The sequence below is a fragment of the Cupriavidus sp. F041 genome (genome assembly GCF_057814235.1).
In genome coordinates this window covers 2,031,876-2,057,064 of sequence record NZ_JBVASY010000002.1, presented here as the reverse complement: position 1 = coordinate 2,057,064, position 25,189 = coordinate 2,031,876, and the positions used below count along the sequence as shown (strand labels likewise).

The 25,189-nt window shown below is 66.6% G+C and carries 28 protein-coding genes and 1 pseudogene; 14 read left to right on the top strand and 15 right to left on the bottom strand.

All coding sequences use genetic code 11. The features are described 5' to 3' along the window. Window positions 1-38 precede the first annotated feature (38 nt). From ACZY0R_RS26775 to ACZY0R_RS26760, 4 genes are all read left to right on the top strand, one after another. Window positions 39-974: a glutathione S-transferase family protein gene (locus tag ACZY0R_RS26775; protein WP_488862629.1), complete on the top strand. Its 936-nt coding sequence runs from the start codon at window positions 39-41 to the stop codon at window positions 972-974. A gap of 65 nt (window positions 975-1,039) precedes the next feature. After that, window positions 1,040-1,945 (top strand): SDR family oxidoreductase, encoded by a 906-nt coding sequence (locus tag ACZY0R_RS26770; RefSeq protein ID WP_488862627.1) that lies wholly within the window; start codon window positions 1,040-1,042, stop codon window positions 1,943-1,945. A 121-nt stretch (window positions 1,946-2,066) separates the two neighbouring features. Next, window positions 2,067-2,987 carry an alpha/beta fold hydrolase gene (locus tag ACZY0R_RS26765; protein ID WP_488862625.1) on the top strand — a complete coding sequence of 307 codons (921 nt, stop codon included), beginning with the start codon at window positions 2,067-2,069 and terminating at the stop codon, window positions 2,985-2,987. Window positions 2,988-3,144: 157 nt separating this feature from the next. Next, window positions 3,145-3,855: an aspartate/glutamate racemase family protein gene (locus ACZY0R_RS26760; protein WP_488862623.1), complete on the top strand. Its 711-nt coding sequence runs from the start codon at window positions 3,145-3,147 to the stop codon at window positions 3,853-3,855. A 112-nt stretch (window positions 3,856-3,967) separates the two neighbouring features. On the opposite strand, the gene ACZY0R_RS26755 is transcribed toward ACZY0R_RS26760, so the two are convergent. The 4 genes and pseudogenes from ACZY0R_RS26755 to ACZY0R_RS26740 form a co-directional block, all read right to left on the bottom strand. Continuing rightward, window positions 3,968-4,336 carry a VOC family protein gene (locus tag ACZY0R_RS26755; protein WP_488862621.1) on the bottom strand — a complete coding sequence of 123 codons (369 nt, stop codon included), beginning with the start codon at window positions 4,334-4,336 and terminating at the stop codon, window positions 3,968-3,970. A 71-nt stretch (window positions 4,337-4,407) separates the two neighbouring features. Next, window positions 4,408-4,552 (bottom strand): annotated as a pseudogene (locus ACZY0R_RS26750) (tyrosine-type recombinase/integrase); the annotation flags it as partial. 106 nt (window positions 4,553-4,658) lie between these two features. Continuing rightward, complete coding sequence (locus ACZY0R_RS26745; RefSeq protein WP_045236340.1) at window positions 4,659-5,180, bottom strand: O-acetyl-ADP-ribose deacetylase; 522 nt, start codon at window positions 5,178-5,180, stop codon at window positions 4,659-4,661. An 81-nt stretch (window positions 5,181-5,261) separates the two neighbouring features. Further along, the gene (locus ACZY0R_RS26740) at window positions 5,262-6,410 is read right to left on the bottom strand and encodes an iron-containing alcohol dehydrogenase (protein ID WP_045236341.1); all 1,149 of its coding nucleotides are present in this window, start codon (window positions 6,408-6,410) and stop codon (window positions 5,262-5,264) included. A gap of 229 nt (window positions 6,411-6,639) precedes the next feature. Between ACZY0R_RS26740 and ACZY0R_RS26735 the strand changes: the two genes are divergently transcribed. From ACZY0R_RS26735 to ACZY0R_RS26725, 3 genes are all read left to right on the top strand, one after another. Next, window positions 6,640-7,665, top strand: coding sequence for an alpha/beta hydrolase (locus ACZY0R_RS26735; RefSeq protein ID WP_488862618.1), 1,026 nt, complete (start codon window positions 6,640-6,642; stop codon window positions 7,663-7,665). Between the two features lie 134 nt (window positions 7,666-7,799). Continuing rightward, window positions 7,800-8,786, top strand: a complete 987-nt coding sequence (locus ACZY0R_RS26730) for a tripartite tricarboxylate transporter substrate binding protein (RefSeq protein ID WP_488862616.1) — start codon at window positions 7,800-7,802, stop codon at window positions 8,784-8,786. A 100-nt stretch (window positions 8,787-8,886) separates the two neighbouring features. After that, window positions 8,887-9,324 (top strand): YbgC/FadM family acyl-CoA thioesterase, encoded by a 438-nt coding sequence (locus ACZY0R_RS26725; protein ID WP_447429628.1) that lies wholly within the window; start codon window positions 8,887-8,889, stop codon window positions 9,322-9,324. Window positions 9,325-9,415: 91 nt separating this feature from the next. Here the strand turns inward: ACZY0R_RS26725 and denD are convergent, their stop codons facing one another. From denD to ACZY0R_RS26690, 7 genes are all read right to left on the bottom strand, one after another. Next, window positions 9,416-10,393 (bottom strand): D-erythronate dehydrogenase, encoded by a 978-nt coding sequence (gene denD / locus ACZY0R_RS26720; protein WP_488862614.1) that lies wholly within the window; start codon window positions 10,391-10,393, stop codon window positions 9,416-9,418. Between the two features lie 52 nt (window positions 10,394-10,445). After that, entirely contained in the window at window positions 10,446-11,228 is a 783-nt protein-coding gene (gene otnI / locus ACZY0R_RS26715) for a 2-oxo-tetronate isomerase (RefSeq protein ID WP_488862612.1), read from the bottom strand. 46 nt (window positions 11,229-11,274) lie between these two features. Continuing rightward, complete coding sequence (locus tag ACZY0R_RS26710; RefSeq protein ID WP_488862610.1) at window positions 11,275-12,618, bottom strand: MFS transporter; 1,344 nt, start codon at window positions 12,616-12,618, stop codon at window positions 11,275-11,277. Window positions 12,619-12,782: 164 nt separating this feature from the next. Continuing rightward, a complete protein-coding gene (gene otnC, locus ACZY0R_RS26705) occupies window positions 12,783-13,421 on the bottom strand; it encodes a 3-oxo-tetronate 4-phosphate decarboxylase (protein WP_035867671.1) in 639 nt (212 codons plus the stop codon). Further along, window positions 13,418-14,722, bottom strand: a complete 1,305-nt coding sequence (gene otnK, locus ACZY0R_RS26700; RefSeq protein WP_488862607.1) for a 3-oxo-tetronate kinase — start codon at window positions 14,720-14,722, stop codon at window positions 13,418-13,420. The genes otnC and otnK overlap by 4 nt, the downstream gene beginning before the upstream one ends. 10 nt (window positions 14,723-14,732) lie before the next feature. Continuing rightward, on the bottom strand, window positions 14,733-15,629 hold the full coding sequence (gene ltnD / locus ACZY0R_RS26695) for an L-threonate dehydrogenase (protein ID WP_488862605.1): 897 nt from the start codon (window positions 15,627-15,629) through the stop codon (window positions 14,733-14,735). Window positions 15,630-15,655: 26 nt separating this feature from the next. Then, window positions 15,656-16,408 (bottom strand): FadR/GntR family transcriptional regulator, encoded by a 753-nt coding sequence (locus tag ACZY0R_RS26690; RefSeq protein ID WP_045236351.1) that lies wholly within the window; start codon window positions 16,406-16,408, stop codon window positions 15,656-15,658. A gap of 175 nt (window positions 16,409-16,583) precedes the next feature. Here ACZY0R_RS26690 and ACZY0R_RS26685 point away from each other — a divergent pair, with 175 nt between their 5' ends. Further along, a complete protein-coding gene (locus ACZY0R_RS26685; RefSeq protein WP_488862603.1) occupies window positions 16,584-17,009 on the top strand; it encodes a GNAT family N-acetyltransferase in 426 nt (141 codons plus the stop codon). Window positions 17,010-17,168: 159 nt separating this feature from the next. Continuing rightward, window positions 17,169-17,651 carry a hypothetical protein gene (locus tag ACZY0R_RS26680; RefSeq protein ID WP_488862601.1) on the top strand — a complete coding sequence of 161 codons (483 nt, stop codon included), beginning with the start codon at window positions 17,169-17,171 and terminating at the stop codon, window positions 17,649-17,651. Window positions 17,652-17,681: 30 nt separating this feature from the next. On the opposite strand, the gene ACZY0R_RS26675 is transcribed toward ACZY0R_RS26680, so the two are convergent. The 3 genes from ACZY0R_RS26675 to ygfZ form a co-directional block, all read right to left on the bottom strand. Then, on the bottom strand, window positions 17,682-18,509 hold the full coding sequence (locus ACZY0R_RS26675) for an NRDE family protein (protein WP_045236355.1): 828 nt from the start codon (window positions 18,507-18,509) through the stop codon (window positions 17,682-17,684). A gap of 109 nt (window positions 18,510-18,618) precedes the next feature. Continuing rightward, the gene (locus tag ACZY0R_RS26670; protein WP_035867655.1) at window positions 18,619-18,909 is read right to left on the bottom strand and encodes a DUF4936 family protein; all 291 of its coding nucleotides are present in this window, start codon (window positions 18,907-18,909) and stop codon (window positions 18,619-18,621) included. 27 nt (window positions 18,910-18,936) lie between these two features. Continuing rightward, window positions 18,937-19,932, bottom strand: coding sequence for a CAF17-like 4Fe-4S cluster assembly/insertion protein YgfZ (gene ygfZ / locus ACZY0R_RS26665; protein ID WP_488862598.1), 996 nt, complete (start codon window positions 19,930-19,932; stop codon window positions 18,937-18,939). A gap of 352 nt (window positions 19,933-20,284) precedes the next feature. On the opposite strand from ygfZ, the gene mltG reads away from it, so the two are divergent. The 5 genes from mltG to ACZY0R_RS26640 all read left to right on the top strand — a co-directional run bounded on the left by mltG (window position 20,285) and on the right by ACZY0R_RS26640 (window position 24,141). Further along, window positions 20,285-21,280, top strand: coding sequence for an endolytic transglycosylase MltG (mltG, locus tag ACZY0R_RS26660; protein ID WP_045236379.1), 996 nt, complete (start codon window positions 20,285-20,287; stop codon window positions 21,278-21,280). Between the two features lie 8 nt (window positions 21,281-21,288). Then, window positions 21,289-21,903 carry a dTMP kinase gene (gene tmk, locus ACZY0R_RS26655; RefSeq protein ID WP_488862596.1) on the top strand — a complete coding sequence of 205 codons (615 nt, stop codon included), beginning with the start codon at window positions 21,289-21,291 and terminating at the stop codon, window positions 21,901-21,903. Window positions 21,904-22,020: 117 nt separating this feature from the next. After that, the gene (locus ACZY0R_RS26650) at window positions 22,021-23,028 is read left to right on the top strand and encodes a DNA polymerase III subunit delta' (protein ID WP_488862594.1); all 1,008 of its coding nucleotides are present in this window, start codon (window positions 22,021-22,023) and stop codon (window positions 23,026-23,028) included. A gap of 84 nt (window positions 23,029-23,112) precedes the next feature. Beyond that, a complete protein-coding gene (locus tag ACZY0R_RS26645; protein ID WP_488862592.1) occupies window positions 23,113-23,571 on the top strand; it encodes a PilZ domain-containing protein in 459 nt (152 codons plus the stop codon). A gap of 48 nt (window positions 23,572-23,619) precedes the next feature. After that, window positions 23,620-24,141: a GNAT family N-acetyltransferase gene (locus tag ACZY0R_RS26640; protein WP_488862590.1), complete on the top strand. Its 522-nt coding sequence runs from the start codon at window positions 23,620-23,622 to the stop codon at window positions 24,139-24,141. Window positions 24,142-24,157: 16 nt separating this feature from the next. Here ACZY0R_RS26640 and ACZY0R_RS26635 read toward each other — a convergent pair whose 3' ends face one another. Next, on the bottom strand, window positions 24,158-25,054 hold the full coding sequence (locus ACZY0R_RS26635) for a LysR family transcriptional regulator (protein WP_488862588.1): 897 nt from the start codon (window positions 25,052-25,054) through the stop codon (window positions 24,158-24,160). Between the last annotated feature and the right edge of the window lie 135 nt (window positions 25,055-25,189).

The window sequence follows — 25,189 nt, the reverse complement described above, 5'->3', positions numbered from 1 at the left end:
AACAATTTCAGCTGGACAACAAGAGCGACACCGACAACATGGCCGATCTAATCCTTCACCAGTACGCAACCTCGCCGTTCTCAGAAAAGATCCGGCTGCTGATGGGCGCCAAGGGCCTGGCCTGGCAGGCGGTGGAAATCCCGCCGATCCTGCCCAAGCCCGATGTGGTGGCGCTGACGGGCGGCTATCGGCGTACCCCGATCCTGCAGGTGGGCGCCGACATCTATTGCGATACCGCGCTGATCTGCGAGGTGCTCGACAGCGTGGCGCCCGCGCCCGCGCTGTACCCCGCGGCGCGGGCTGCCAGCGCGCGTGTCGCCGCGAGCTGGTTCGATACCGCGCTGTTCACCGCCGCCGTGACTTACCTGTTCCAGCCGGCCGGTGCGCAAAGCATGCTGGGCCATCTCACGCCTGCGCAGATCCAGGCCTTCGCCGCGGACCGCAAGGCCATGCGGGGCGACACCAATGCGTTGCGCATGCCCTTGCCCGAGGCCATCGCGCTGCTGCACGAAACCTTCGGCCGGCTGGAGCAGCAATTCAATGCGGGCGTGGCGCACGTGGCGGGGCCCGAGCTGTCGGTGGCGGATTTCTCGCTGTATCACAACGTCTGGTTTATCCGGCGCGCCAGCGAACTGGCCCGCCTGCTGGACGCGTATCCGGCCGTGCAGGCCTGGTACGACCGCATGCAGGCCTACGGCCATGGCACCGTGCGGGTGATCGGCAGCGAGGCCGCGCTGGACGTGGCGCAACGCACCGATCCACTGGCGCAGACCGGTGGGGTGGCGGCCGACAGCGGCTTTGAGGCTGGCGATGCTGTTACCGTGACGTCGACCGATTACGCGCGCGACCCGGTGGCGGGCGTGCTGGTGGCGCTGGATGCGCACCGTGCCGTGCTGCGCCGGCAAGACCCGCGCGCGGGCGCGGTCAACGTGCATTTCCCGCGCCAGGGCTATCAGGTGCAGCGCGCGGGCTAGGACCGGCGCGTGGCAGGACTGGCAAGACAACCACATACCAACCAGAGCAACCAGAGGCAGACAACATGAAGCAATTCCAGGGCAAGGTGGCAGTGATCACTGGCGGCGCATCCGGCTTCGGCAAGGAATTCGCCAGGCTGGGAGCGGGGCTCGGCATGAAGCTGGTGCTGGCGGACGTGCAGGAAGATGCACTGGATGCAACGGTGGCGGAATTCAAGGCGCAAGGTGTGCCGGTCATCGGCGTGCGCGTGGATGTGTCCAAGGCGGAGCAGGTCCAGGCGCTGGCCGATGCTGCCATCGCCGCCTTCGGCCAGGTCAACCTGCTGTTCAACAACGCGGGCGTCGGCGCGGGCGGACTGATGTGGGAGAACAGCGAGCGCGACTGGGAATGGGTGCTGGGCGTCAACCTGTACGGCGTGATCCACGGCGTGCGGATCTTCACCCCGCTGATGCTGGCCGCCACGGCCAAGGATCCGTCGTTCGAAGGCCATATCGTGAATACGGCTTCCATGGCTGGCCTGCTAAGCCCGCCTGCGATGGGCGTCTATAACGTTTCCAAACACGCCGTGGTTTCCTTGTCCGAATCGCTGTACCAGGATCTCAGCCTGGTCAGCGAGCAGGTGCGTTGCTCGGTGCTGTGCCCGTATTTCGTGCCGACCGGCATCACGCAATCGGGCCGCAACCGCCCCTCGGAACTGGCCAACGAGGCGCCGCCCACGCGTTCGCAACTGGTGTCGCAAGCGCTCTCGGACAAGGCGGTCAGTTCGGGCAAGGTCACGGCCGCCGAGGTGGCGCAACTCACCTTCGATGCGATCCGCGACAACGATTTCTATATTTACTCGCATCCGCAGCAACTGGCGCCCGTGCGGCAGCGCTTCGAAGATATCATTAGCCAGCGCAACCCGAGCGATCCGTTCGCCGACAAACCGGAAGTGCGTGCGGGACTGGTCGCGGCCCTGCGCGGCGAGTAAGCCGCCAGGCGGCGGACAGGGCGTCAGGCTGGTGGAACGGACCACCGGCCCAGCCCTGGGCGCGGCGGCCAGCAGCCAGTCCATCGGAGACAAGTCAGCCATTGCGGCAAGGGAGAATTCCATGACCAAACCTGCAGTCATTCGCCATCTGCAGTACGCCACCTTACCCAATGGCACGTGCCTGCACTACGCCAGCGCGGGGGAACGGGGCAAGCCGCTGGTACTGTTCGTGCATGGCTTCCCGGAATTCTGGTACGAATGGGAAGAGCAGCTCGCCGAGTTCGGCAAGACCCACTACGCGGTGGCGCCGGACCTGCGCGGCTTCAACCTGTCGAGCAAGCCCGCTGACGTGGAATCCTACCGGCCGCGCCACATCGTCGAAGACCTGGTGCAGTTCATCAATGCGCTGGGCTACTCGCACTGCGTGGTGGTGGCGCACGACTGGGGCGGGGCGATCTGCTGGAACCTGGCCATCCAGTTTCCGAAGATGGTCGAGCGGCTCGTCATCATCAACTCCCCGCATCCTTACGTGTTTGCCAGGGCCCTGACCAGCGATCCGCAGCAGCAGGAAGCCTCGGCCTATATGAACTGGCTGCGCGCGCCGGGATCGGAAGAAGCGCTGGCGGCCGACGGCTTCGCCAGGCTGGAGAGTTTCCTGACCGGAGCCGGCAAGCAGCCCGCGCCCTGGTTTGCCGGCGAGACACGCGAGAAATACCACGCTGCCTGGTCGCAGCCCGGCGCCGGCGGCTCGCACTCGCTGACCGGCGGCGTCAATTATTACCGCGCCTCGCCGATGCATCCGCCGGGTCCCGACGAAACGCCGCCCGATATTTCCAAGCTGGACCCCACGGCATTTACGGTAAGGGTGCCGACCCTGGTGATCTGGGGCGAGCGCGATACCGCGCTGCCCAGGAGCCTGCTGGACGGTCTGGAGAAGTTCGTCCCGGACATGCGGCTGGAACGCATTCCGGACGGCACGCACTGGGTCATCCACGAACAGCCGGAGCGCATCAACCTGCTGATCCGCAGCGCCTTGCCCTGAACCGCGCCTGACGCGGCTGCTTTCCCGGCCAGCCGCGTCAGGCGTTTGCCGCAGCGCTGGCCCGGTGGGAAACCGGCGCACTGTGCATGGGGCCGCGTGCCGCCTGCTGCTACATTGACCGGATTCGACAGCGCCGGTGCGCGCAAGGAAGGTCAGGATGAAGACGATCGGACTGATCGGCGGCATGAGCTGGGAATCGTCGGCCGAGTACTACCGCCTGATCAACCAGGACATGAAGCAGCGCCTGGGCGGCCATCACAACGCGCGCAGCGTCATGGTCACGGTGAGCTTCGAGCAGATCAAGGCACTGCAGCACGCGCAACGCTGGGACGAACTCGGCGAGTGCATGCAGCGGGCCGCCTTGCAGGTGCAGGCGGCGGGGGCGGATTTCGTGCTGCTCTGTACCAATACCATGCACCGCGTGGCGCCGGCCCTGGAAGCCGCGCTCGACATTCCCTTCCTGCATATCGTCGATCCTACCGCGCAGGCCTTGCGCCGCTCCGGCATCACGCGGGTCGGCCTGCTCGGCACGGCCTTCACCATGGAGCAGGATTTCTATCGCGGCCGCATGCAGGAGATGCATGGAATCGAAGTGGTGGTGCCGGCAGCCGCGGACCGTGCGCTGGTCCACGGGATCATCTACGACGAACTCTGCCACGGCATCGTGCGCGACGGATCGCGGGACGCGTACCGCCGGATCATCGATGGCTTGCAGGCCCAGGGCGTGGGCGGGGTGATCCTGGGGTGTACCGAGATTGCGTTGCTGATCGGGCAGGATGATGTGGCGCTGCCGGTGTTCGATACCACTGCGCTGCATGCGCAGGCGGCGGTGGGATGGGCGCTGGAGGGGGCGGTGGCCACGCATTAGACCAGGCACGCGGCGGACTTCGTCGTGGCGGCTTTTCACGGGTAGCGAGATGCCGCGGAATGCCGAAGCCCGTGGCAGTCGTCGCGCCTCTTCCTCTCGATGCGCATGCGTCTTATCCCTTCGTGAAGATTTCCAGGAGATGCTTGCTCGGATCCTCGAAATAGATTCTGCGGCAGCCATCGTCCGTGCTGACCTCGCCGGGGCGGCGGCGGTATGGGTCCGACCAGCACATCAGATTGCGCGCGCGGATTCGGGCGAGGCTTTGCTCGAATTCGACGTCGCTGATCAGAAAGGCATAGTGCTGCAGGGCAACATCGCCTTCCGCGTCCATGAAGTCCAGGGTGACATCGTTGTCCAGCCGCACGGCAAGAAACGGCCCGAAGGGCACGGCCGCGGGACGTCCGAGGATCTCGCAGAGGAAGTCGGCGGACACCTTCTTGTCATGAGAAAAGACGATGGTGTGGTTGAGCTGGATGGCCATGTCGCAATCTCCGGGAAGGGGTCTGTGCAAGCGGAGCCCAAGCTGAACCCTTACGAGCGCGCGGATACTGCTCACGTCTTGCTGGTCCAGCCAATCCGGTGCCGCTCCTGCTTGGCCACGCGCCGGGCATCGTCTTCCGCATGCAGGTGGGCGCTGGTGGCGGGCAATGGACTCGTGCCCGAAATTGTCTCTGACAAACCGCAGGTTCACCCGCTGGCCATGCGGCCAACCGGGAATCGCCAGTGCCCGATTCCCGGTTGCCTGGAATCGCTTCGGCCACTTCGCGGCAAGCACCGCCGGCGTGGCCCGAAGCTCAACGCGATCAACTCAACCGATGCCGGTACAGGCGGTAATTCTCATCGTCGAAGCACACAAAACTGACCTGCTCGATGCTGGGCGCCGCCGCCAGCGCCTTGCGCACTGCCTCAATGGCAATATCCACGGCCCGCTCCCGCGGGAATCCGTAGATGCCGGTGCTGATGTTGGGAAAGGCGATGGTCCGTAGCTTGTGCTGCGCGGCCAGCGCGATGCTCGCCTGGTAGGCGCTGGCGAGCAGGGCGTCTTCGTCGTGGCTGCCCCCTTGCCAGACGGGACCGACCGCATGGATGACGTAAGGCGCGGGCAGCAGGCCACCGGTGGTGATCACCGCCTGGCCGGTGGGGCAGCCGCCCTTGGTTTCGCGGATGCCGCGGCAGGCGGCCATGATGGCGGGGCCGCCGGCGCCGTGGATGGCGCCATCGACGCCGCCGCCACCGAGCAAGCCGCTATTGGCGGCATTGACGATGGCGTCGACTTCCATGCGGGTGATGTCTCCGTGCAAGACCTGCAGGTGTTCCCCTGTCATGACCTCTTCTCCGTGCTGGTTGGATAAAGCTGGACCGCCCCGGCTGTTCCGCGCACCTGTGCTGCCGGCCCGCCGCGGCACTTACATGGATTCCGCCAGCATACGCCGATAATCCGCGGCGCTGGCCTCTTTCGGGTTGGTCTTGTGGCAATGGTCCACCAGCGCACCGGCGATCACCTTGTCGAACATGTCCTCGGTGACGCCCATCTGGCGCAGGCCGGTGGGCAGCCCGAGGCGCGCCGTCATGTCATGCACGGCCTGGGCCAGGTCGGCATCCGCGGGCAAGCCCATGGCGTGGCGCAGGCGGGCGTAGCGGTTGTCGCGCACCACGCTGGGCGCGTCGGCGTTGAAGCGTAGCACGGCCGGCATCACCACCGCGTTCAGGGTGCCATGGTGCAGGCCGGTCTTGCCGTCCACCTTGAGGCCGCCCAGCGGGTGCGACAGCGAGTGCACGCAGCCCAGGCCCTTCTGGAAGGCCATGGCGCCCTGCATGGACGCGCTCATCATGTTCAGCCGTGCCTCGCGGTCCTGGCCGTCGCGCGTGGCGCGTTCAATGTGCTTCCAGCCGCGTTCCAGGCCGTCCAGCGCAATGCCGTCGGCGGGCGGGTTGAAGGCGGGTGCCAGGAAGGTCTCCACGCAGTGCGCGATCGCATCCATGCCGGTGGCCGCGGTCAGGCTGGCCGGCAGGCCCAGCGTGAGGCCCGGATCACAGATGGCGGACTTGGGCAGCAGGTGCCAGGAGTGGAAGCCGAGCTTGCGGCCGTCTTCCAGGATGATGATGGCGCCGCGCGCGACTTCGCTGCCGGTGCCCGAGGTGGTCGGCACGGCGATCAGCGGTGCGGCGCGCTCGGTGATCCTGGCGCTGCCGCCTTCGATGGTGGCGTAGGTGGTCAGCTCGCCGGGATGGGTGGCGAGGATCGCAATGCCCTTGGCCAGGTCGATGGAAGAGCCTCCGCCCACCGCCACCAGTCCGTCGCAGCCGCCTTCCCGGTATTGCGCCGCGGCCTTCTTGACCATCGCCTCGGTCGGGTTGGAGGGTGTTTCGTCGAAGATCTCGTGCGGCAGGCCGCCCAGGGCGTCGATGGCCTGTTGGGCTACTCCGGCGGCGACAACGCCTTTATCCGTCACGATCAGGGGGCGGCGGATGCCGATGCGCTCGCACTCCGCCTTGAGCTGGCCGATCGTGCCGAAATCCAGGTGGATATGGGTCAGGTAATAAATGAAGGCCATCTATGCTGTCTCCGTCGGTGAGGGGTTTTCTTTTTTTCTGACGATGGTCGATGATCGCGCAAAACCTGCCGATCTGGCCAGCCCCGGCTAAATTTCATAGGCTTTGCTGCCGAAACTATGGAATCATACTAAAATCGAACGATCGTTCACAATTCGAACATCCGGCATGCCAGAGCGGCCGGCGCTTCGGTTTGCCGAAGGTTCGCTGCCACTACTCTGACCGTCTTTCATGTCCGCTGTTCCGTCTGCCTCCGCGTCCGCCCAGCCCGCGCCTGCCATGTCCGGCATGCCGCCGGCCCCGCTCGACCCGCAGGTGGCGGCACTGCTGGAGCTGATCGGACGGGTCAAGCGCCCATCCATCCACGAACTGGATCCGGCCGACGCCAAGATCGCCTACGAGAAGAGCGCGCCCATCATGGATATCGCGCCGCAGCCCGTGCACAGCGTGGAAAACCTGAGTGTGGCCGCGCGCGATGGCTACGATATCCCGGTGCGCCTGTACGCGCCGCGCGAGGCCAACTGGACCGAGCCGCTGCCGCTGCTGCTGTATTTCCACGGCGGCGGCTTCACGGTGGGCAGCGTCAATTCGCATGATCCGCTGTGCCGGTTGCTGTGCGCGCAGGCGGATTGCATGGTGCTGTCGGTGGACTACCGCCTGGGCCCGCAGTGGAAATTCCCCCACGCGGCGAATGATGCCTTCGACGTGATGCAGTGGGTGTTCGACGAGGCCGCGCGCCTGGGTGCCGACGCCAGCCGCATCGCCCTGGGAGGCGACAGCGCGGGGGGCACGCTGGCCAGCGCCTGCGCGGTGCGCGCACGCGATCTCGGCCTGGCGCCGGTGCTGCAGATGCTGATCTACCCCGGCACGTGCGCCCGCCAGGACACGCCGTCGCACCGCGCGCTGGCCGAGGGCTATTTGCTGACGGCGCCGATGATCCAGTGGTTTTTCGCGCAATACCTGGACAGCGAAGCCAGCCGCGACGACTGGCGCTTCGCCCCGCTCGATGGCGGCGGCCAGGGCGCCGATGTGCACGGTTGCTGCCCCGCCTGGATCGCCGTGGCCGGCTACGATCCGCTGCACGACGAAGGCGTGGCCTACGCGGCCAAGCTGCGCGCCGCGGGCGTGCCGGCGCACCTGGCCGACTACCCGGGCATGATCCACGATTTCTTCAAGCTGGGACGCTTCGTCCCGGCGGTGGCCGGCGCGCATGCCGACGCGGTCGCTGCCTTGCGCATCGCCTTCGACGGCGGATGAGCGCGGCTCGCCGGACGCCGCCGGCAGCCGGATCGAAGCGGTCGCAGAACCCCCGATTTTGATGGTTTTACCAGTAGTGCATTATTTGTACTTGTAGTAGTAGCAATTGCAATAGCAACAGGAGACAGAGACTCATGCATCGCCGCCAATTCCTCGCCCATGCGGGCGCGCTCGCCGCCACCGCGGCAACCCTCGGCCTGGCCAGCGCGCCGGCCCTGGCGCAGGCGGACAATTTCCCGCAACGACCGATCCGCCTGATCATCGGCTATACCGCTGGCGGCTCCACCGACCTGCCGTTCCGCGTGCTGGCGGAAAACGCTTCCAAGATCTTCGGCCAGCCGGTGATCATCGAGAACAAGCCGGGAGCGGGCGGCGTGCTGCCCGCCCAGCTGATGCAGTCGACCCAGCCTGACGGCTACACGCTGGCGCAGGTAGCGATGCCGGTCTACCGCCTGCCGTACACCACCAAGATCAACTGGGACCCGGTCAAGGACCTGTCCTACGTGATCAACCTGGCCGGCTACTCGTTCGGCCTGGTGGTCCCGGCGGATTCGCCGATCAAGACCATGAAGGAATACATTGCCTATGCGAAGGCCAACCCGGGCAAGCTGACCTACGGCTCGCCGGGTTCGATGACCACGCTGCACCTGACCATGGAAGAGCTGGCCATGAAGCAGAACGTGCAGTTCTCGCATATCCCGTACAAGGGCAACTCGGAATCCATGCAGGCCCTGCTGGGCGGTCACGTGATGTCGGTGGCCGATACCCCGGCCTGGGCACCGTATGTGGAATCGGGCAAGCTGCGCCTGCTGTCGACCTGGGGCGAGAAGCGCTCGGCGCGCTTCCCCAATGTGCCGACGCTCAAGGAACTGGGCCTGGGCATCGTGCAGACCTCGCCGTTCGGCGTGGTGGCGCCCAAGGGCACCGACCCGAAGATCGTCAAGAAGCTGCATGACGGCTTCAAGAAGGCCATGGAAATGCAGAACTACCGCGATGCGCTGGCCAAGTTCGACATGGAGCCTTACTACATGAGCAGCGAGCAATATGCCAGGTTTGCGGCGGATACGGTCAAGAAGGAAAAGGCCATTATCGACAAGCTGGGGCTGAACAAGCCGCAATAAGCAGGGCATAGCCTGCATTGAGCCGGCGCCGCCCTGTCAGGGGCTGGCGCCGTTTTCATATCGGGCCGGTTTTCGGCCGGCAATCAAGAGGAACGCCGTCATGGCAAAGGAAGATTTCCGTCACAGCATGCCGCTGCGCGTGCGCTGGGCCGAGGTCGATCCGCAGTCGATCGTCTTCAACGCGCACTACCTGACCTACTGCGATATCTGCGTGACGGAGTACTGGCGTGCGCTGGGAATCCGCTATCCGGAGGACGTGCTGCACGCGCATGGCGTGGATATCTTCGTGGTGAAGTCCACGCTCGAGTATCACGCGTCCGCGCGCTTCGACGACATGCTGGAAATCCGGGGGCGTATCGCACGCCTGGGCCGCTCCAGCATGTTGTTCCGCGTGGAGATGTATCGTGGCGACGAGCACCTGATCACCGGCGAGATCGTCTATGTGTGCGCGGATCCGGCCACGAAGAAATCGGCGCCGGTTCCCGGGCCGGTACGGGAAACGATCACGGCTTATGAAGTCGTGAAACCGGACGCCTGAGCCGGCTGCCTCCCGGCGGCCCGATGGTCTCGTAAGCGGCGGCGCTGGCCTGCGTGCAAGCCAGCGCTGCATCGAAAATGCGCCTGGAAACTCAGCGCACCGCGATACCGGCATCCTCCATGTAGGCCCGGATCACCGCATCGAAATCCGCGTCTCCCTGGAACCCCAGCGCCAGCGCCCGCTCCGTATTCCACGCGGCAGGCCAGGTGCCAACGATATTCTCGATACGCGCCTCGCGCTCCCAGCTCACCCGATCCGCCACGGCATCGCCGGCCACGCGCCGCAACGCTGCCACCATCTCCCTGGGCGTCACCGACAGCCCCGGCAGGTTCACGGTCCGGCGCTCGCCGAAACCAAGGCCATCGATCTCCATGCCGCGCACCAGCGCAGCGATGGCCCCGCGCGGCGACAGCAGCCACAGCGGCGTGTCCGGCGCAACCGGGCAAGTGGCCGCCTCTCCAGCCAGCGGCTCGCGAATGATCCCGCTGGCGAACGACGATGCGGCGGCATTGGGCTTGCCCGGCCGTACGCTGATGGTCGGCAGCCGCAGCACGCGCCCGTCGACAAAGCCACGCCGGCTGTAATCCGACAGCAGCAGCTCGCCAATCGCCTTTTGCGCGCCGTATGAGGATTGCGGGTTGAGCGCGGTATCGTCCTGCACCACGGCGGGCAGGGTGCCGCCATACACGGCGACCGAACTGGTGAACACCACACGCGGCCGATGGCCCAGCGCGCGGCAGGTTTCCAGCAGCGCACGGGCGGCGTCGAGATTGACGCGCATGCCCAGCTCAAAATCCGCTTCCGCCTGGCCGCTGACAACGGCTGCCAGGTGGAACACCGCGCCGGTACGGGCATCGACGGCCTGCGCCAGCACCGCGGGGTCGGACAGGTCGCCCGTGACCACGCGCACGCGTGCGTCGTCGAGCGGGGGCGGGGCCACCACGTCGAGCAGGGTCAGGCCTTCGATGGCGGCCGGCTTGCCGTCGATGTCCAGGGTGCCGCGCTTGAGCAGCAGGCGGGCCAGTTGCAGGCCGAGAAAGCCGGCGCCGCCGGTGATCAGTACATGCATCTTGATCTTCCAGTTGTCTTCCAGTTGATTGGTTCGGGCCGCAAGCGGGCGCTTAGCCCTTCAGGTAAGGCTTGAGCCAGCCCAGCCCCGCCGAGGTGCCGGCGCGCGGCCGGTACTCGCAGCCGATCCAGCCGTCGTAGCCAAGCGCGTCGATCACATCGAACAGGTACGGATAGTTCAGTTCGCCCAGATCCGGCTCGTGCCGCTCGGGCACGCCGGCAATCTGGATATGCCCGATGCCGGCAAAGTCGCGCTTGAGCTTGACGGTGAGGTCGCCTTCCACGATCTGGCAGTGGTAGCAGTCGAACTGCACCTTCAGGTTGGCCGCCCCGACTTCCTTGCAGATGGCCTGGCCGTCGTCCTGGCGGTTGAGGAAATAACCGGGCATATCGCGGGCGTTGATGGGCTCGACCAGCACCGTGATGCCTTGCGCGGCAGCGGCACGGGCGGCGTGCGCCAGGTTCTCCAGGTAGCAGGCACGATGGCGCGCGCGATCGGCGCCGGCGGGCACCAGGCCGGCCATCACATGGACCTTGTCATTGCCGATCACGGCCGCGTATTCCAGCGCGCGGGCGAAGGCCTCGCGAAACCCGGCCTCGCGTCCCGGCAGCGCCGCCATGCCGCGCTCTCCGGCGTTCCAGTCGCCCGGCGGCGCGTTGAACAGGGCCTGGGTCAGCCCGTTGGCATCGAGGCGAGCCCGGATCTCGGCGGCGGGATGTTCATAGGGGAAGAGATACTCCACCGCCTTGAAACCGTCCGCCGCCGCGGCGGCGAAGCGGTCCAGGAAGGCGTGCTCGGTGTACATCATCGACAGGTTGGCGGCAAAGCGCGGCATGCGGTGCTCCAGGAGAAGGGGTGGTTCTTGGTTCTTGTTTCTTGGCTTAGCGGTTGACCAGCCTGGCCGGCGTGAGCCAGACCAGCCCGGCGCCAAGCACCAGCATGGCCGACAGCACATACATGCTCGACTGCGTGCTATGGGTGAGGTCGGTCAGGTAGCCCACCATGTACGGTGCCACAAAGCCCGCGAGGTTGCCCACCGAATTGACCACTGCAATGCCGGAGGCGGCGGCCAGGCCCGAAAGGAAGGCGGTGGGCAGCGACCAGAACAGCGGGGCACAGGTCAGCACGCCGGCGGCGGCCAGGGACAGCGCGGCGATGGCCACCACCGTATTGTGGGTAAACGAGGCGGCAATGGCAAAGCCCACCGCGCCCATCAGCGCCGGCACGATCAGGTGCCAGCGGCGCTCGCGGCGGGCGTCGGCGCTGTGGCCCAGGAAGTTCATCACCACGATGGCGCAGACAAAGGGAATGGCGCTGAGCAGGCCGATATTGAGGTTGCCTTTCACGCCGCTGGTCTTGACCAGGGTGGGCATCCAGAAGGTCAGCGCGTATTGTCCGGTGACGAAGCAGAAGTAGATCAGGCACATCCACCACACGCGGCGATCCGAGAACACCGCGCGCAGCGAGTGGCCGGTGCCCGAGGCATTGGCCTGGCGCGAGTCTTCCTCGATATTGCGCTTGAGCACGCGCTTCTCGTCGGCATCCAGCCAGGGTGCCTGGTCGATGCCGTTCTTGAGCACGAACACCGTGATCACGCCGATCAGCAGCGCGGGCAAGGCTTCGAGCAGGAACATCCATTGCCAGCCGCGCATGCCGCCGTAGTCATGGAAGGCGTCCATGATGAAGCCCGACAAGGGGTTGCCGAACATGCCGGCCACCGGGATGCCCGACATGAACAGCGCGATCATCTTGGCGCGCCGGTTGGCGGGGTACCAGTAGGTCAGGTAGAGGATCACGCCGGGATAGAACCCCGCTTCGGCCAGGCCGAGCAGGAAGCGCATGATGTAGAAGGTGGCCGGCGTCTTCACGAATACGAACAGCGCCGAAATGATGCCCCACGTGATCATGATCCGCGCAATCCAGATGCGCGCGCCCAGCTTGTGCATCAGCAGGTTGCTGGGCACCTCGAACAGGAAGTAGCCGATGAAAAACAGTCCGGCGCCGAGGCCGAATACGGTCTCGGAGAAGGCCAGGTCCTGCGCCATCTGCAACTTGGCGAAGCCCACGTTGACGCGGTCCAGGTAGGCGATCACGTAGCACAGCATCAGGAAGGGCATGATGCGCCAGAACACCTTGCTGTAGGCGCGCTTTTCGATGTCCCGGTCGATGCCCCGGTCGATGTCTTGGCCGGCGCCGGTCAGCGCGGCCTGGGTGGAAGTATTCATGGTTGTCTCCGTTGTTTCGGCTTGATGCCGGCCTGGATCCGGTCCGGATCGGCAAGCCGAGGGCGAACGCTGCCCTTGCCGCGGCCCGAGGGGGGAATCGGGGCGTGCGGCCGGGCCGTTCTGTTTTGCTTATGGTTGTGGTTGTGGTTGTGGTTGTGCTCTGCTTACCAGCGCGCCTTGAAGGTATCGCGCAGTTCGGCCAGGGCATGCTCGTCGAGCGGGTCGGGCTTATCCTTCAACATCAGCCAGAGCCTGGCGGTTTCTTCGAGTTCCTCGAGCGCGAACGCCGCGCGCGAGACGGTGGTCTCCCACATCACCGGGCCAAGGCGCGCGAGCAGCACGCCGCGCACTTCGGCGGCAAGCCGGGCGACGCGCGCCGCCACCGCCGGGTCACCCGGCCGGTGGTAGGGAATCAGCGGGATATGCCCCACCTTCATCACGTAGTAGGGCGTGATCGGCGGCAGCACATCGTCCGCTTGCCAGGCGCCCGCCAGGCTCAGCGCTACCAGGTGGGTGGAGTGCGTGTGCACCACGCCGTGCGCCTGCGGGTTGTTGTCGTAGATGGCGCGGTGCAGGGTGAGCGTCTTGGACGGCTTGTCGCCCGCCACCCAGTTGCCGCCGCTGTCCACCTTGGCAATGGCGGCGGGGTCCAGCATGCCGAGGCAGGCGTCGGTCGGCGTGATCAGCCAGCCGTCGTCCATGCGTGCGCTGATATTGCCGGCGCTGCCTACGGTGTAGCCACGCTGGTAGAGACTGGCGCCGATGCGGCAGATTTCTTCGCGCAGGCTGGCTTCGGTGCTCATGCTTCACCTCCGAGCTGGCGCAGCGCTTCGTCGAAGAAGTCGACGCCGCCGAAATTGCCGGATTTGAGGGCCAGCGCCAGCGGTTGGGCCTCCAGCGTGACGGTGGCGGGCACGCCCGGCGCGATCTGCGTGCCGATGCGCAGCGCTTGCACGCCCAGCGCCTGCACCACCGCGCCGGAGGTTTCGCCGCCTGCCACCACAAAGCGGCGCATGCCGCGGGCCTTCAGGGCGGCGGCGATGGCGGCCAGCGCCTGCTCTACCAGATGGCCGGCACGTTCCACGCCGAGCGCGGCCTGCGCGGCCTTGACCGCTTCGGGCGTGGTGGTCGCGTAGACCAGCACCGGCTCCGCATGCGAGGCGATCAGCCCGAGTGCCTGCTCCACCAGCGGCGCGCCTTCTGCCAGCGCTAGCGGGTCGATGCGTAGCGCCGGGCGTTGTTGCTCCAGCCACCGGGCCACCTGGGCATTGGTTGCCCTGGACGCGCTGCCGGCCAGCACCACGGCAGGGCCGGCAACCGGGGCGACGCGATCGGCGTCCGTGCGCGCCGGCAGCAGGCCGGCGCGGCGGAAATTGGCAGGCAGGCCGAGCGCCAGGCCGGAGCCGCCGGTGAGCAGCGGCAGTTCGGCACAGGCTTCGCCAAGCGTATGCAGGTCGGCATCGCTGACGGCGTCGGCAATGGCCAGGCGCACGCCGTCGCCGCGCAACGCTGCAATGGCTTGCCGGGCGGCCGCGCTGCCGCGCGCAACGGCGTCGTAGCGCAGCAGGCCAACCTGGCCCTGGCTTTGCCGCTGCAGCACGCGCACCAGGTTGGCGTCATGCATTGGCGTGAGCGGGTGGTGCTCCATGCCCGACTCGTTGAGCAGCACATCGCCCACGAACAGGTGGCCGCGGAAGATGGTGCGGCCGTTCTCGGGAAACGCCGGGCAGGCGATGGTGAAGTCGCTGCCCAGCGCCGCCAGCAGCGCCTCGGCCACCGGGCCGATATTGCCTGCGTCCGTGGAGTCGAAGGTGGAGCAGTATTTGAAGAAGAACTGGCGGCAGCCCTGTGCCTGCAGCCAGCGCAATGCATCCAGCGACTGTGCGATCGCTTCGGCCGCCGGGATGGTGCGCGACTTCAGCGCTACCACCAGCGCATCGGCATGCTCCACGCCGGGCAGCGCTTTACCGCCGGCCGGTACGCCGATGGTCTGCACCGTGCGCATGCCGTTTCGCACCAGCGTATTGGCCAGGTCGGTGGCGCCGGTGAAGTCATCGGCGATACAGCCGAGCAGGGCGCGCGGGGATTCGTTCTGTGTGGTCATGCTGGCTTCCTCAGTCGGCCTTCTTCGCCGGCAGGTCGATGCCGGGGAACACCTTGATCACGGCGGAATCGTCTTCGCCGCCGTGCCCGGCGCTGGACGCCATCATGAACATCTGGTGCGCCGCGGCCGACAGGGGCAGCGGGAATTTGCTGGCGCGCGCGGTATCGAGCACCAGGCCGAGATCCTTGACGAAGATGTCTACCGCCGACAGCGGCGTGTAGTCGCCCGCCAGGATGTGGGGCACGCGGTTCTCGAACATCCAGGAGTTGCCCGCGCTGTTGGTGATGACCTCGTACAGGGCCTCGGCATCCACGCCCTCGCGCAGGCCCAGCGCCATCGCTTCGGCTGCCGCGGCGATATGCACGCCGGCCAGCAACTGGTTGATGATCTTGACCTTGGAGCCCGCGCCATGCGCGTCGCCCAGGCGGTAGACCTTGCCGGCCATCGCGGCCAGCACGTCCTCGGCGAGCGCGTAGGCTTCGGCCGGCCCGGAAGTCATCATGGTCATTTCGCCGCTGGCGGCGCGGGCGGCACCGCCGGAGACCGGCGCGTCCAGCAGCAGGATGCCGCGCTCGCCCAGGCGCTTGCCCAGTGCCTGCGCAAAGCTCGGCGGCACCGTGGCGCTGGCGATCACCAGCGTGCCGGGGCGCAGGCTGCCTGCCGCGCCTTGCTCGCCAAACAGCACGGCCTCGGTTTGCGCGGCGTTGACCACCAGCGTCACTACCACATCGCATTGCCCGCCCAGTTCGGCCGGACTGGCGCAAGGGATGCCGCCGGCGTCGGCAAAGCGCTGCAGCACTTCGGGCCGCAGGTCGCACGCGTGTACCTTGAATCCGGCGCGCAGCAGGCTGTGCGCTACGCCGTTGCCCATCGCGCCGAGGCCGATGACGCCAATTGATTTGCTCATGAAGACTCCTGCCGGGAGGGCGGTGATCAGTGGGACGGGCCGCGCGCGGGCGCGTCGGCAAGGTCGGCTGCGGTGCCGGGCTGTCCACCCAGGGACAGGCGCCGCGCCGCGTTGTACATATGGGTCTGGGCCGCGTTGCGCGCGGCCAGCGCGTCGCCGGCACGGATGGCGGCAGCGATGGCCTGGTGTTCCTCGCGCACCTGGCGCGAGAAGTCCGAGCGGCGCGCCTCGTTGGTACGGGTCACGCGAGTTGCGGTTTCCAGGTACTGGCTCAGGAAAGCCAGCGTCTTGAGGAAGAAAGGATTGCCGGTAGCCTCGGCGATGGTCCGGTGAAAGGCCACGTCGGCGGCCACGCCGTCGCCGCCGGCGGCTTCCTCGGCGTCGATGCGGGCCAGTGCGGCATCGATGGCCATCATGCTGGCGTCCGTGCGGTCGCGCGCCGCCTGTGCCGCTACCTCAGCCTCGATGGCGCGGCGCAGTTCGACGATGTGCAGCACGGATTCGAGCGTGGCCACATCGGTGTAATCGATCCGCAGCGGCCGGATGCCAGCCTGCTCGGTGACGAAGACGCCGCTGCCCTGGCGCGACTCCACCACGCCTTCGTGACGCAGCCGGGCGATGGCTTCGCGGATGACCGTGCGGCTCACGCCGAATTCTTCGGAAAGCACCGCCTCGGTGGGGAGCTTCGCGCCGCGCGCAAAGGCACCGCCTTCGATCTTCTCCAGCAGTTGTTCAGCAACGGTATCTGTCAGGGCTCGGGCCGGGACTTTCTGGAACACGGGGCGCTCAGGTGATTAGGTAATACGGTCATCATACAAATTTGCGGGGATGCGTGCAGATCGGGAATTACCCCTACGCGTCAGCCTTGCTGCAGTGCGGCAACCGGCGGCGAGCCGCCAGCGGAGTATCATGACGGCCCGCCCGTATCCTTGCCTTTTCCGCATCCGAGCCATCATGACGATCACCATCCGCCTCGCCCCCTGGTCCGAAGTCCGCGAAACCGCGCGCTCCATCCGCTATGCCGTTTTCGTCGAAGAGCAGGGCGTGCCGGTGGAACTGGAATGGGACGAATGGGATGAGCCGAGCTGGCATGCGCTGGCGCTGGCCGAGGATGGCAGCGCGCTGGCCACGGGCCGCCTGCTGCCGGATGGCCATATCGGCCGCATGGCGGTGCTCAAGGCGGCGCGCGGCAGCGGTGTCGGCGCCATGGTGCTGGACGCATTGATGGCCAAGGCCGCCGAGCTTGGCTATCCCGAACTGGTGCTCAATGCCCAAAGCTACGCGGCGCCGTTCTATGCGCGCGTGGGCTTCGAGCAAGTTGGCGAGGAATTCGAGGAAGCCGGCATCCCTCACGTGGAAATGCGCAAGCGGCTGGGTTAAGCGGGGCCGCTTCCGGCCGGCCGGGGGGATAGAGCTGGGGACGCCCGCCGCCCGGCTGGCGGCAGCGGCCTGAAGCCCGGCAGAACTTGCATCCCGCCGTACGCGCAGTACCATCGCGGTCTTTGTTTTTGCCGTTATCTGGTTGTCTTTATCCCGCTTATGTCTGAAATCCGTTCCCGCCTGCTGCAGTCCCTGGCCGATGCCACGCCTGCCCTCGATCTGGCCGCTGCGCCCGCCGGAGATCCGCCTGCCGGCGAAGATTTGCTGTCGGCCTGGTTAAACCCCTGGCTGGCGGAACATTGCCTGGTGCAAGTCGACTGGCGGGAGTTCAGCACGCTGGGCGCGCAAGCCGTGGCACGGCTTGCTACGCTGCGCGCGGCGGGGGTGTCGGCCATCGATGTCGACGATCTCTACGACGAGGACGGGATTCCGCTGGGCGGCGACGACAACGATTTCGATATGGAGCCGGCGGCCCTCTACCTGGCGCACGTCAATCGCGAGCTTGCGCCGCACGGGATGCAGTTGCTGGAGATCGGGCATTTCGAGGACGCCTGGCTGCTCGCCGTGCGCAACGACCCGGGCGCCATCCGCGCGCTGAATGTGGCGCTGCGTCCGCTAGGGCTGGTGGCCGGTCAGTACTGAGCGCTGCGCTGAGTCGCCTTGACGGGCACCTTAACGGGGTGCCTGCACCGAGTCGGCGTCGCGGGCAACCCGCAGGTGGCCGCGATATGACACCTCGCCGGTACGGCCGTTGGTGTCGAAACTGCGCTCGCTGAGTTCGAAGCGACCATCGTGGCGCACGCGCAGTACCGTGCTGGCGCGGGTCCCATAGCTAGGCGAGCGGATGAAGGCCGAAGACAGCAGCTTCTCCCACTCCGGCGTCACGCCGGTGCTGGGCAGCTCGAAATCCAGTGCCTGGCGATCATTGGCCAGCAGATCAAAATAGGGTTCGGCGCTGGCCCCCGGCTGGCCGGTGTCGGCTGCCACGGCTTCGGCGAGCGCGCCGACGCGGCTGCGCACCTTGGGCCAGGGCGTATCCAGCAAGGCGTTGGACAGGCCATAGAGCCCGGGCTTGAGGCGCTGCGGATGCGGCGCCGCGCCGCGGTTGCTGTACCACCAGAGTTCGCGCAGGTCGCACGCCAGGAGGTTGAAGCCGTTATAGGCGCCGGCGCGAGGTTGCAGTCCGGCCAGGTAGGACTGGGGGGCGCCGTCGCCACGCAGGAAGCCGGCCACCAGTTCGCCGCGCGAGCGGGCATCGGTGCGTTTCTCGGACGGTGCGCGGTAGTTGGTCAGGGCGGCAAAGCGGCCGTCGCCGGCCAGGCCCATCCAGGTGCCCGGCTCGCCGATCACTTCCGCCAGGTCGCGGCCGGCCAGCACATTGGGCGCATCTTCCCACCAATGCACGGGCGCAGCCGGGCGTGCGTAGAATTCGTCGCGGTTGCCGGCCACCACCAGGGCATAGTCCGGGTGCGATTGCCAGGCCACCAGAATCAGGCACATAACGCTTCCTTTCCTGCGTTCACTGCGATTGCCGCTTCGACTGCAATCACTACGACTACGGTTTCATCTTTCGCGGCACCACCGCGCGGTGATCCTGCCGCTGCCGCCATCAGAGCTGGTCCAGGTCGACAAAGCGCTCGACCTGCCTTTCGCCGCTGATGAAATCCTGCAGCCCGCTCTGCCGCCAAAGGCCATCAAGGAGCAGATCGAAGGCAGGCGGCACGTCGGCATAGGCCTCCATCCAGGTCTGCATGCCGTCGCGCGTTTCGGGTCTGCGTAAGAGCGTACCACCAATTCCGCCGGCTTCGGCAACGGTCTCCATCCAGCGATGCCAATGCGGCAGCGCGGCATCGGCCAGGGCTTCCGGCACCCGGAAATAGACGTAGAGGTGATCGCTCATGACAGTCTCCTGCGCGGGGCTGGCGGTTCAGGCTGCGTCGCCGAAGGGTACCGCGTAGGGCAGTTCGCCCACGCGCACCGGGCTGCCGCTGGCGCTACCCAGGTGCAGGGCGCCACCGGCGGCATCGATCTTGAGTTCGGCCAGGCCGTCCCAGCCGCCTTGCGGCGCGGCGGCGGCATTGACCACCATGCCGCAGGGCTGTTCGGGATCCTCGGGGCGGAAGATCTCGGTGGCCGCGGCCGGCACTTCGCCTTCGCCGTGGATCAGCCACATGCGGCGCTTGAGCGTACCCCGGTACTGGCTGCGCGCCACGATTTCCTGGCCCGGATAGCAGCCCTTGCGAAAACTCACGCCGCCGACCAGTTCCAGGTTGATCATCTGCGGCACGAATTGCTCCTGCGTGGCGAGCGCGATGCGCGGCACGCCGGCCTGCACCTCCAGCCAGTCCCACAATGCCGAGTCCGCCGGCAGCAGTTGCGCCGACAGCGCGGCCTGCACCTGCGCTGCCTGCTCGGCCGGAAGCACCACCTGCCAGCGCGGCAGGCCGGCGCCATCGGGGAGCCGGATCACGGTGGCGGCAGCCGCTGCCCCCGTCGACCACGGCTCGGCGGGGGCGGGCAGGCCGGCAGCCTGCAGTGCCGCGGCGCCGCCGGCGCCGGCTACGGCCAGCACGGCGCGGGCAGGCGTCAGATCGGACAGGCGCGCCTTGGCGCGCAGCACGAACATCGACAGGCGCTTCTGGATGGCGGGCTGCAGGTCCGCCGACAGTTGCAGCACGATGCCTTCTTCGTCCCGCCACATCAGGAAACTGGCGAGCAGCCGGCCCTTGGGCGAGCAATAGCCGGCCACGCGCGCGGTGCCGGTGGCGAGATCGTCGACGGCGTTGGTGAGCTGGGTGTGCAGGAAACTGCCGGCGTCGTCGCCGGCAACCCGGATCAGGCCCAGCTGCGCGGGCCGGCAGACGACTCCGCTCTGGCGCACGGTTTCGAACTGGGTGGCGAGGTCTGGGGTAGGGGAATTCATGGCAGGTATCGCAAGCAAGAGGGCGCTGGGCAGCGCCGGATGGAAGGCGCAAACGCCAACAAAAGGCACAAAGGCTACAAAGCTACAAACGCCGGCGGATTACAGTGAATGTGACAGCAAAAGGCGCGGTAAATCGTACGGTAAATGGCACGGTGTATGGCGCAAACCGGGGCCCGCCGGGCCGGGGCGCCGCTGTCCGGCTGATCTCCGGCATATGGGGCGTGCTCGTGGCGGTGCAAGGCTCCCGGTATTATATGAGGCTGTCGCCATTTCAGCCGGCACCCTGCGCAATTGACGCAGCGCGCGGCCGGCGTTGCCGGGGCGCATGATGCGCCACCACTACCTGCCCTACATGAAACGTATTTTCCTGCGACTGACCCTGGTCGCCGTGGTTTTCACGATTGCCGCCGCCGGTGCCTTTGCCTGGTGGGCCAATCGTCCGCTCCAGTTGTCGGCCTCGCCGATCGAGGTGGTGATCAAGCCCAATTCCAGCGTGGCCAGCGTCGGCCGCCAGATCGAGCGCGGCGGCGTGCGCATGGATCCGCGCCTGTTTGCCTTGCTGGTGCGGCTTACCGGCCACAGCGCCGACCTCAAGGCCGGCGGCTACGAGTTCGACAGCAGCGCCACGCCGCTGTCGGTGATCGGCAAGATCGCCCGGGGCGAGGTCAACCACTATGTGCTGACCGTGATCGAGGGCTGGGAATTTCGCAAGATGCGCGCCGTCGTGGATGCGCACCCGGCGCTCAAGCACGATAGCCGCGGCTTGTCGGATGCAGAGCTGATGAAGGCGATCGGCGCGCCCGAGCCGGCCCCAGAGGGCATGTTCTTCCCCGATACCTACCTGTTTGCGCGCGACAGCAGCGACCTGGAACTGTACCGCCATGCTTACCGCGCGATGCAGCGCCGCCTGACGGATGCCTGGAACGCCCGGGCGCCCGACCTGCCATACAAGTCGCCCTATGACGCGTTGATCATGGCTTCCATCGTGGAGAAGGAAACCGGCCAGCCGGCCGAGCGTCCGCTGATTGCCGCCGTGTTCGTCAACCGGCTCAAGAAGGGCATGATGCTGCAGACCGACCCGACCGTGATCTATGGCCTGGGCGAAGGGTTCGACGGCAATATCCGCAAGCGCGACCTGCAGACCGACACCCCTTACAATACCTATACGCGTAACGGCCTGCCGCCCACCCCGATCGCCTTGCCCGGGTTGGCTTCGCTGGCTGCGGCCACCGCGCCGGCGCCGTCCGATGCGCTGTATTTCGTGGCGCGTGGCGACGGCAGCAGCCATTTCTCCAACTCGCTTCCCGAACACAACCGCGCGGTAGACAAATACCAGCGCGGCAAATAAGTCTCTCCATGCGCGGAAAATTCATCACATTCGAAGGCATCGACGGTGCCGGCAAGAGCACCCACGTGGAGTGGGTGGCGGAGCGCCTGCGCGCCCGCTTGGCCGGCAATGCCGCCGTCGTCACCACCCGAGAGCCGGGTGGCACGCCGCTTGGCGAGGACCTGCGGCAACTGCTGCTGCACCGCAAGATGCACCTCGAAACCGAGGCCTTGCTGATGTTCGCCGCTCGCCGCGAACATATTGCCGAAGTCATCGAGCCGGCCCTGGCGCGCGGCGACTGGGTCGTATCCGACCGCTTCACCGACGCCACCTTTGCCTACCAGGGCGGGGGCCGGGGCTTGCCGCGCGCGCGCCTCGAAGTGCTTGAGGCGTGGGTCCAGGACGGCTTGCAGCCGGACCTCACGCTGTTGTTCGACGTGCCGCTGGAAACCGCCAGCGCCCGGCTGGCCGGTGCCCGCGAGCCAGACAAGTTCGAGGCCGAGTCGCGTGCCTTTTTCGACCGCACCCGGCAGGAGTACCTGCGGCGCGCGGCCGAATCCCCGCAGCGCTTCCGGGTCATCGACGCCACCCGGACCATTGCCGGGATTCAGGTGGAACTTGAGACAATCCTGGCAACACTTTGAATTGACACCATTATTTGCAGATTGTGATAGTGGTGGACCTTGCGGCGGCCGCCGCAAGTCATTGCACTCTCAATCTGAGTAGTCACTCGAAGTTTCAACCCTAACTCACTGATTCGCATGCTTTATCCCTGGCAGAAAGAAGACTGGCAACGGCTGAACGCGCTGCGCGAGCGGCTCCCGCATGCCTTGCTGATTCACGGCCAGCAAGGCATCGGCAAGCGCGACCTGGCGTTGCATTTCGCCCAGGGGCTGCTGTGCGAAACCCCGCGGCCCGATGGCCAGCCCTGCGGCACATGCCCTGCCTGCCACTGGTTCAGCCAGGGCAATCATCCGGATTTCAGCGTGGTGCGCCCGGAAGCCATGGAGGCCGCGGGCGACGCCGAGACCGACGAGAGCGGCAAGAAGAAGACGCCCAGCAAGGTGATCCGCATGGAACAGGTGCGGGCGCTGATCGATACAGTGGGTATCGGCACGCACCGTGCCGGCCTGCGCCTGGTGGTTGTCTATCCGCTCGATGCGTTGCAAAGCGAGGGCGCAAATGCCTTGCTCAAGACGCTGGAAGAGCCGCCGCCGTCGACCGTGTTCCTGCTGGTGACCGACCGCCTGGACCGGGTGCTGCCCACTATCTTGTCGCGCTGCCGCCAGTTCTCCGTGCAGCGGCCCAGCGCCGCCGACGCCATGGCCTGGCTCGGCAGCCAGGGCGTGGGCGATGCCGAGGCCCAACTGGCGCTGGCCGGCGGCTCGCCACTGACCGCGCTGCACGCCGCCGAAGCGGAGGAGCAGCCGATGCAGCGCTGGCTGGTGAGCCAGCTCGGCGCCGGCGCCGGCTTCGATGCGCTGGCGGCAGCCGAACAGGTCCAGAAGATGCCGGTGCCGTCGGTGCTTGGCATCTTGCAGCGCTGGACGTACGATCTGCTGTCGGCGTGCCTGACGGCCGCCCCGGTTCCGCGCTATTTCCCGCGCGAGCAGGCGGGCCTGGCGCGCTGCGCGCAGGCCACAGATGCGCACCGGCTGCAGGCCTTCTCGGCGCGGCTGCTGAACCATCGCCGCAGCGAGAATCACCCGCTGGCGGCGCGGCTTGTCATGGAGTCCGTGTTTCTGGAGTACCGGCAGTTGTTCCAATAAGCCGGAGCGGTCAGATAGGTAGTTGCAATAAGTCCAATAAGTCCAATAAGGCCTGAAGGCCATAGAGTGAGCAAGGGGTCAGTCATGAACACAGAAGTGACAGGGGCACGGGGCGCCAGCGTTCCCGGCGCCGCAGCTGGAATTGGGGCGCCGACCGTTCCTGGCGCCGCAGGCGGAATTGGAGCGCCGACAGTTCCCGGCGCATCCTCCCGGCCGAACGTGCTTTCGCTTTCGATCAAGGACCAGGCGGGGCTCTATGCCGCCTACATGCCGTTCCTGCAGCGCGGCGGGATCTTTGTCCCGAGCAACCGGCCCTTCCGGCTGGGCGAGCAGGTGTTCCTGGTGCTGTCGCTGCTCGACCGGCCGCAGAAGTACCAGATCGCGGGCCAGGTGGCATGGATCACGCCCGTCGGCACGCCGCACAAGACACCGGGCATCGGGATTCACTTGCCGGATGACGATATGGGCCACAACCTGCGCCGTGCGGTGGAAGAGATCCTGGGCAAGACGATCGAATCGGTCAAGCCCACCCAGACTTTGTAGTTGACCTTAACTTTGTTATTCAAGTTATTGTTTTAGAAGAATTTCAAAATGAGTGATTCCGATTTTTCCGTCCGGGTCGCGGCGCAGCGCGACCTCGCCGCCATCGTCGACATCTACAACAGCACCGTGGCGTCGCGCATGGTCACGGCGGACACCGAGCCGGTCACGGTAGCATCGCGCCAGGCCTGGTTCGATGAACACAAGCCCGGGCGCCGGCCGCTGTGGGTGGCGGAGGACAGGGAAGGGACGATGGCCGGCTGGCTCAGTTTTTCCGACTTCTATGGGCGCCCGGCTTACGGCGCCACCGCGGAAGTCTCGATCTATCTCGACGCCAGCCGCCGGGGACAGGGCCTGGGACGCTTCCTGCTGCAGCAGGCCATCGCGCATGCGCCGCAGATCGGGGTCAACACCCTGCTGGGCTTCATCTTCGGCCACAACGCGCCCAGCCTGGGACTGTTCGCCTCGCTCGGCTTCGAACGCTGGGGCAACCTGCCGCGCGTGGCGGTGCTCGACGGCGTGGAGCGTGATCTTGTCATCCTCGGCCGGCGCTTGACGAAGCCCGAGGCATAAACGGGACGGCGGCCGCCTAAGGCCGCGTTTCCCCATCCGCATCCGCATCCAGCGCGGCAAGCAATGCCAGCACGGCCGGCGCCTGCTCGTCCGCGCGCCAGACGCCATGCAGTTCGGAGGCCCGGCCCGGCCTTGCCAGTGGCCGGCAGGCCAGGTTGGGCAACTGCACCAGCGCCACCGACGCGGGCACCAGCGAAACGCCGAAGTTCTGCGATACCAGCGTAGCGATCGTCAGCATATGGCGCACTTCATGGCGGATGCTGGGCGTAAAGCCGGCGCCCATGCAGAGGGCGACGATCTTGTCGTAGTACTCCGGCGCGAAATGGCGCGGGAACAGGACAAAATCTTCCAGGCGCAATTGCCGCAGATCGACTTGCGCCTGCGCCGCAAGCGGATGATCCGACGGCAGCACGCAGATAAACCGTTCGGCATAGAGCACGCGGGACGCCAGTCCGGCCGGGATGACGCGCGGATGCGCGATGCCGATATCGATCAGGCCGCGCTGCAGCGCCTCGATCTGCTCGAAGCTGTTCAGCTCGTGCACCACCACCTCCACCCCCGGCCGCTCTTGTGCGAACGCACGAATCGCCGCGGCCAGCTTCGTCAGCATGGCCGAGCCGACAAAGGCTACGTGCACCGCGCCGGTTTCGCCCTTGGCAGCCCGGCTCGCCAGGCCCTGCGCATCGCGCGCCAGGGCAAGGATCTTCACCGCTTCCTGGTACATCACCCGCCCGGCGGGCGTTAGCGCGACCTCGCGCGTGCTGCGCCGCAGCAGCGCGAAGCCGAGCGAGTCTTCCAGCTGGCGGATGTTGAAGCTCAGCGGCGGCTGGGTGATGGCAAGGCGCTCGGCAGCCCGGCCGAAATGCAGTTCCTCCGCGACGGCAACGAAGTAACGCAACTGTCGAAGGTCCATGGAAGCCCAGGGTGATTGATTCAATACCGATATAAATAGCGCAAAAAACGATATTGGACGAGAAAACTCACGAGTTTGAGAATGGTTCTTGCGCACCCACCCGCGGCGGCCTTCCGCGGCCAGCGGCGCGCAATA

Excerpts from the sequence above, each read along its gene's own strand:
- mltG (WP_045236379.1), top strand. The coding sequence starts at position 20,285 with ATGAAACGTATTTTCCTGCGACTGACCCTGGTCGCCGTGGTTTTCACG.
- ACZY0R_RS26770 (WP_488862627.1), top strand. The coding sequence starts at position 1,040 with ATGAAGCAATTCCAGGGCAAGGTGGCAGTGATCACTGGCGGCGCATCC.
- tmk (WP_488862596.1), top strand. The coding sequence starts at position 21,289 with ATGCGCGGAAAATTCATCACATTCGAAGGCATCGACGGTGCCGGCAAG.
- ACZY0R_RS26735 (WP_488862618.1), top strand. The coding sequence starts at position 6,640 with ATGTCCGCTGTTCCGTCTGCCTCCGCGTCCGCCCAGCCCGCGCCTGCC.
- ACZY0R_RS26710 (WP_488862610.1), bottom strand. The coding sequence starts at position 12,618 with ATGAATACTTCCACCCAGGCCGCGCTGACCGGCGCCGGCCAAGACATC.
- otnK (WP_488862607.1), bottom strand. The coding sequence starts at position 14,722 with ATGACCACACAGAACGAATCCCCGCGCGCCCTGCTCGGCTGTATCGCC.
- ACZY0R_RS26725 (WP_447429628.1), top strand. The coding sequence starts at position 8,887 with ATGGCAAAGGAAGATTTCCGTCACAGCATGCCGCTGCGCGTGCGCTGG.
- ACZY0R_RS26675 (WP_045236355.1), bottom strand. The coding sequence starts at position 18,509 with ATGTGCCTGATTCTGGTGGCCTGGCAATCGCACCCGGACTATGCCCTG.
- ACZY0R_RS26640 (WP_488862590.1), top strand. The coding sequence starts at position 23,620 with ATGAGTGATTCCGATTTTTCCGTCCGGGTCGCGGCGCAGCGCGACCTC.
- ACZY0R_RS26730 (WP_488862616.1), top strand. The coding sequence starts at position 7,800 with ATGCATCGCCGCCAATTCCTCGCCCATGCGGGCGCGCTCGCCGCCACC.
- ACZY0R_RS26650 (WP_488862594.1), top strand. The coding sequence starts at position 22,021 with ATGCTTTATCCCTGGCAGAAAGAAGACTGGCAACGGCTGAACGCGCTG.
- denD (WP_488862614.1), bottom strand. The coding sequence starts at position 10,393 with ATGCATGTACTGATCACCGGCGGCGCCGGCTTTCTCGGCCTGCAACTG.
- ACZY0R_RS26740 (WP_045236341.1), bottom strand. The coding sequence starts at position 6,410 with ATGGCCTTCATTTATTACCTGACCCATATCCACCTGGATTTCGGCACG.
- ACZY0R_RS26645 (WP_488862592.1), top strand. The coding sequence starts at position 23,113 with ATGAACACAGAAGTGACAGGGGCACGGGGCGCCAGCGTTCCCGGCGCC.
- otnI (WP_488862612.1), bottom strand. The coding sequence starts at position 11,228 with ATGCCGCGCTTTGCCGCCAACCTGTCGATGATGTACACCGAGCACGCC.
- ACZY0R_RS26765 (WP_488862625.1), top strand. The coding sequence starts at position 2,067 with ATGACCAAACCTGCAGTCATTCGCCATCTGCAGTACGCCACCTTACCC.
- ACZY0R_RS26775 (WP_488862629.1), top strand. The coding sequence starts at position 39 with ATGGCCGATCTAATCCTTCACCAGTACGCAACCTCGCCGTTCTCAGAA.
- ACZY0R_RS26635 (WP_488862588.1), bottom strand. The coding sequence starts at position 25,054 with ATGGACCTTCGACAGTTGCGTTACTTCGTTGCCGTCGCGGAGGAACTG.
- ACZY0R_RS26760 (WP_488862623.1), top strand. The coding sequence starts at position 3,145 with ATGAAGACGATCGGACTGATCGGCGGCATGAGCTGGGAATCGTCGGCC.
- otnC (WP_035867671.1), bottom strand. The coding sequence starts at position 13,421 with ATGAGCACCGAAGCCAGCCTGCGCGAAGAAATCTGCCGCATCGGCGCC.
- ACZY0R_RS26670 (WP_035867655.1), bottom strand. The coding sequence starts at position 18,909 with ATGAGCGATCACCTCTACGTCTATTTCCGGGTGCCGGAAGCCCTGGCC.
- ltnD (WP_488862605.1), bottom strand. The coding sequence starts at position 15,629 with ATGAGCAAATCAATTGGCGTCATCGGCCTCGGCGCGATGGGCAACGGC.
- ACZY0R_RS26755 (WP_488862621.1), bottom strand. The coding sequence starts at position 4,336 with ATGGCCATCCAGCTCAACCACACCATCGTCTTTTCTCATGACAAGAAG.
- ACZY0R_RS26685 (WP_488862603.1), top strand. The coding sequence starts at position 16,584 with ATGACGATCACCATCCGCCTCGCCCCCTGGTCCGAAGTCCGCGAAACC.
- ACZY0R_RS26680 (WP_488862601.1), top strand. The coding sequence starts at position 17,169 with ATGTCTGAAATCCGTTCCCGCCTGCTGCAGTCCCTGGCCGATGCCACG.
- ACZY0R_RS26745 (WP_045236340.1), bottom strand. The coding sequence starts at position 5,180 with ATGACAGGGGAACACCTGCAGGTCTTGCACGGAGACATCACCCGCATG.
- ygfZ (WP_488862598.1), bottom strand. The coding sequence starts at position 19,932 with ATGAATTCCCCTACCCCAGACCTCGCCACCCAGTTCGAAACCGTGCGC.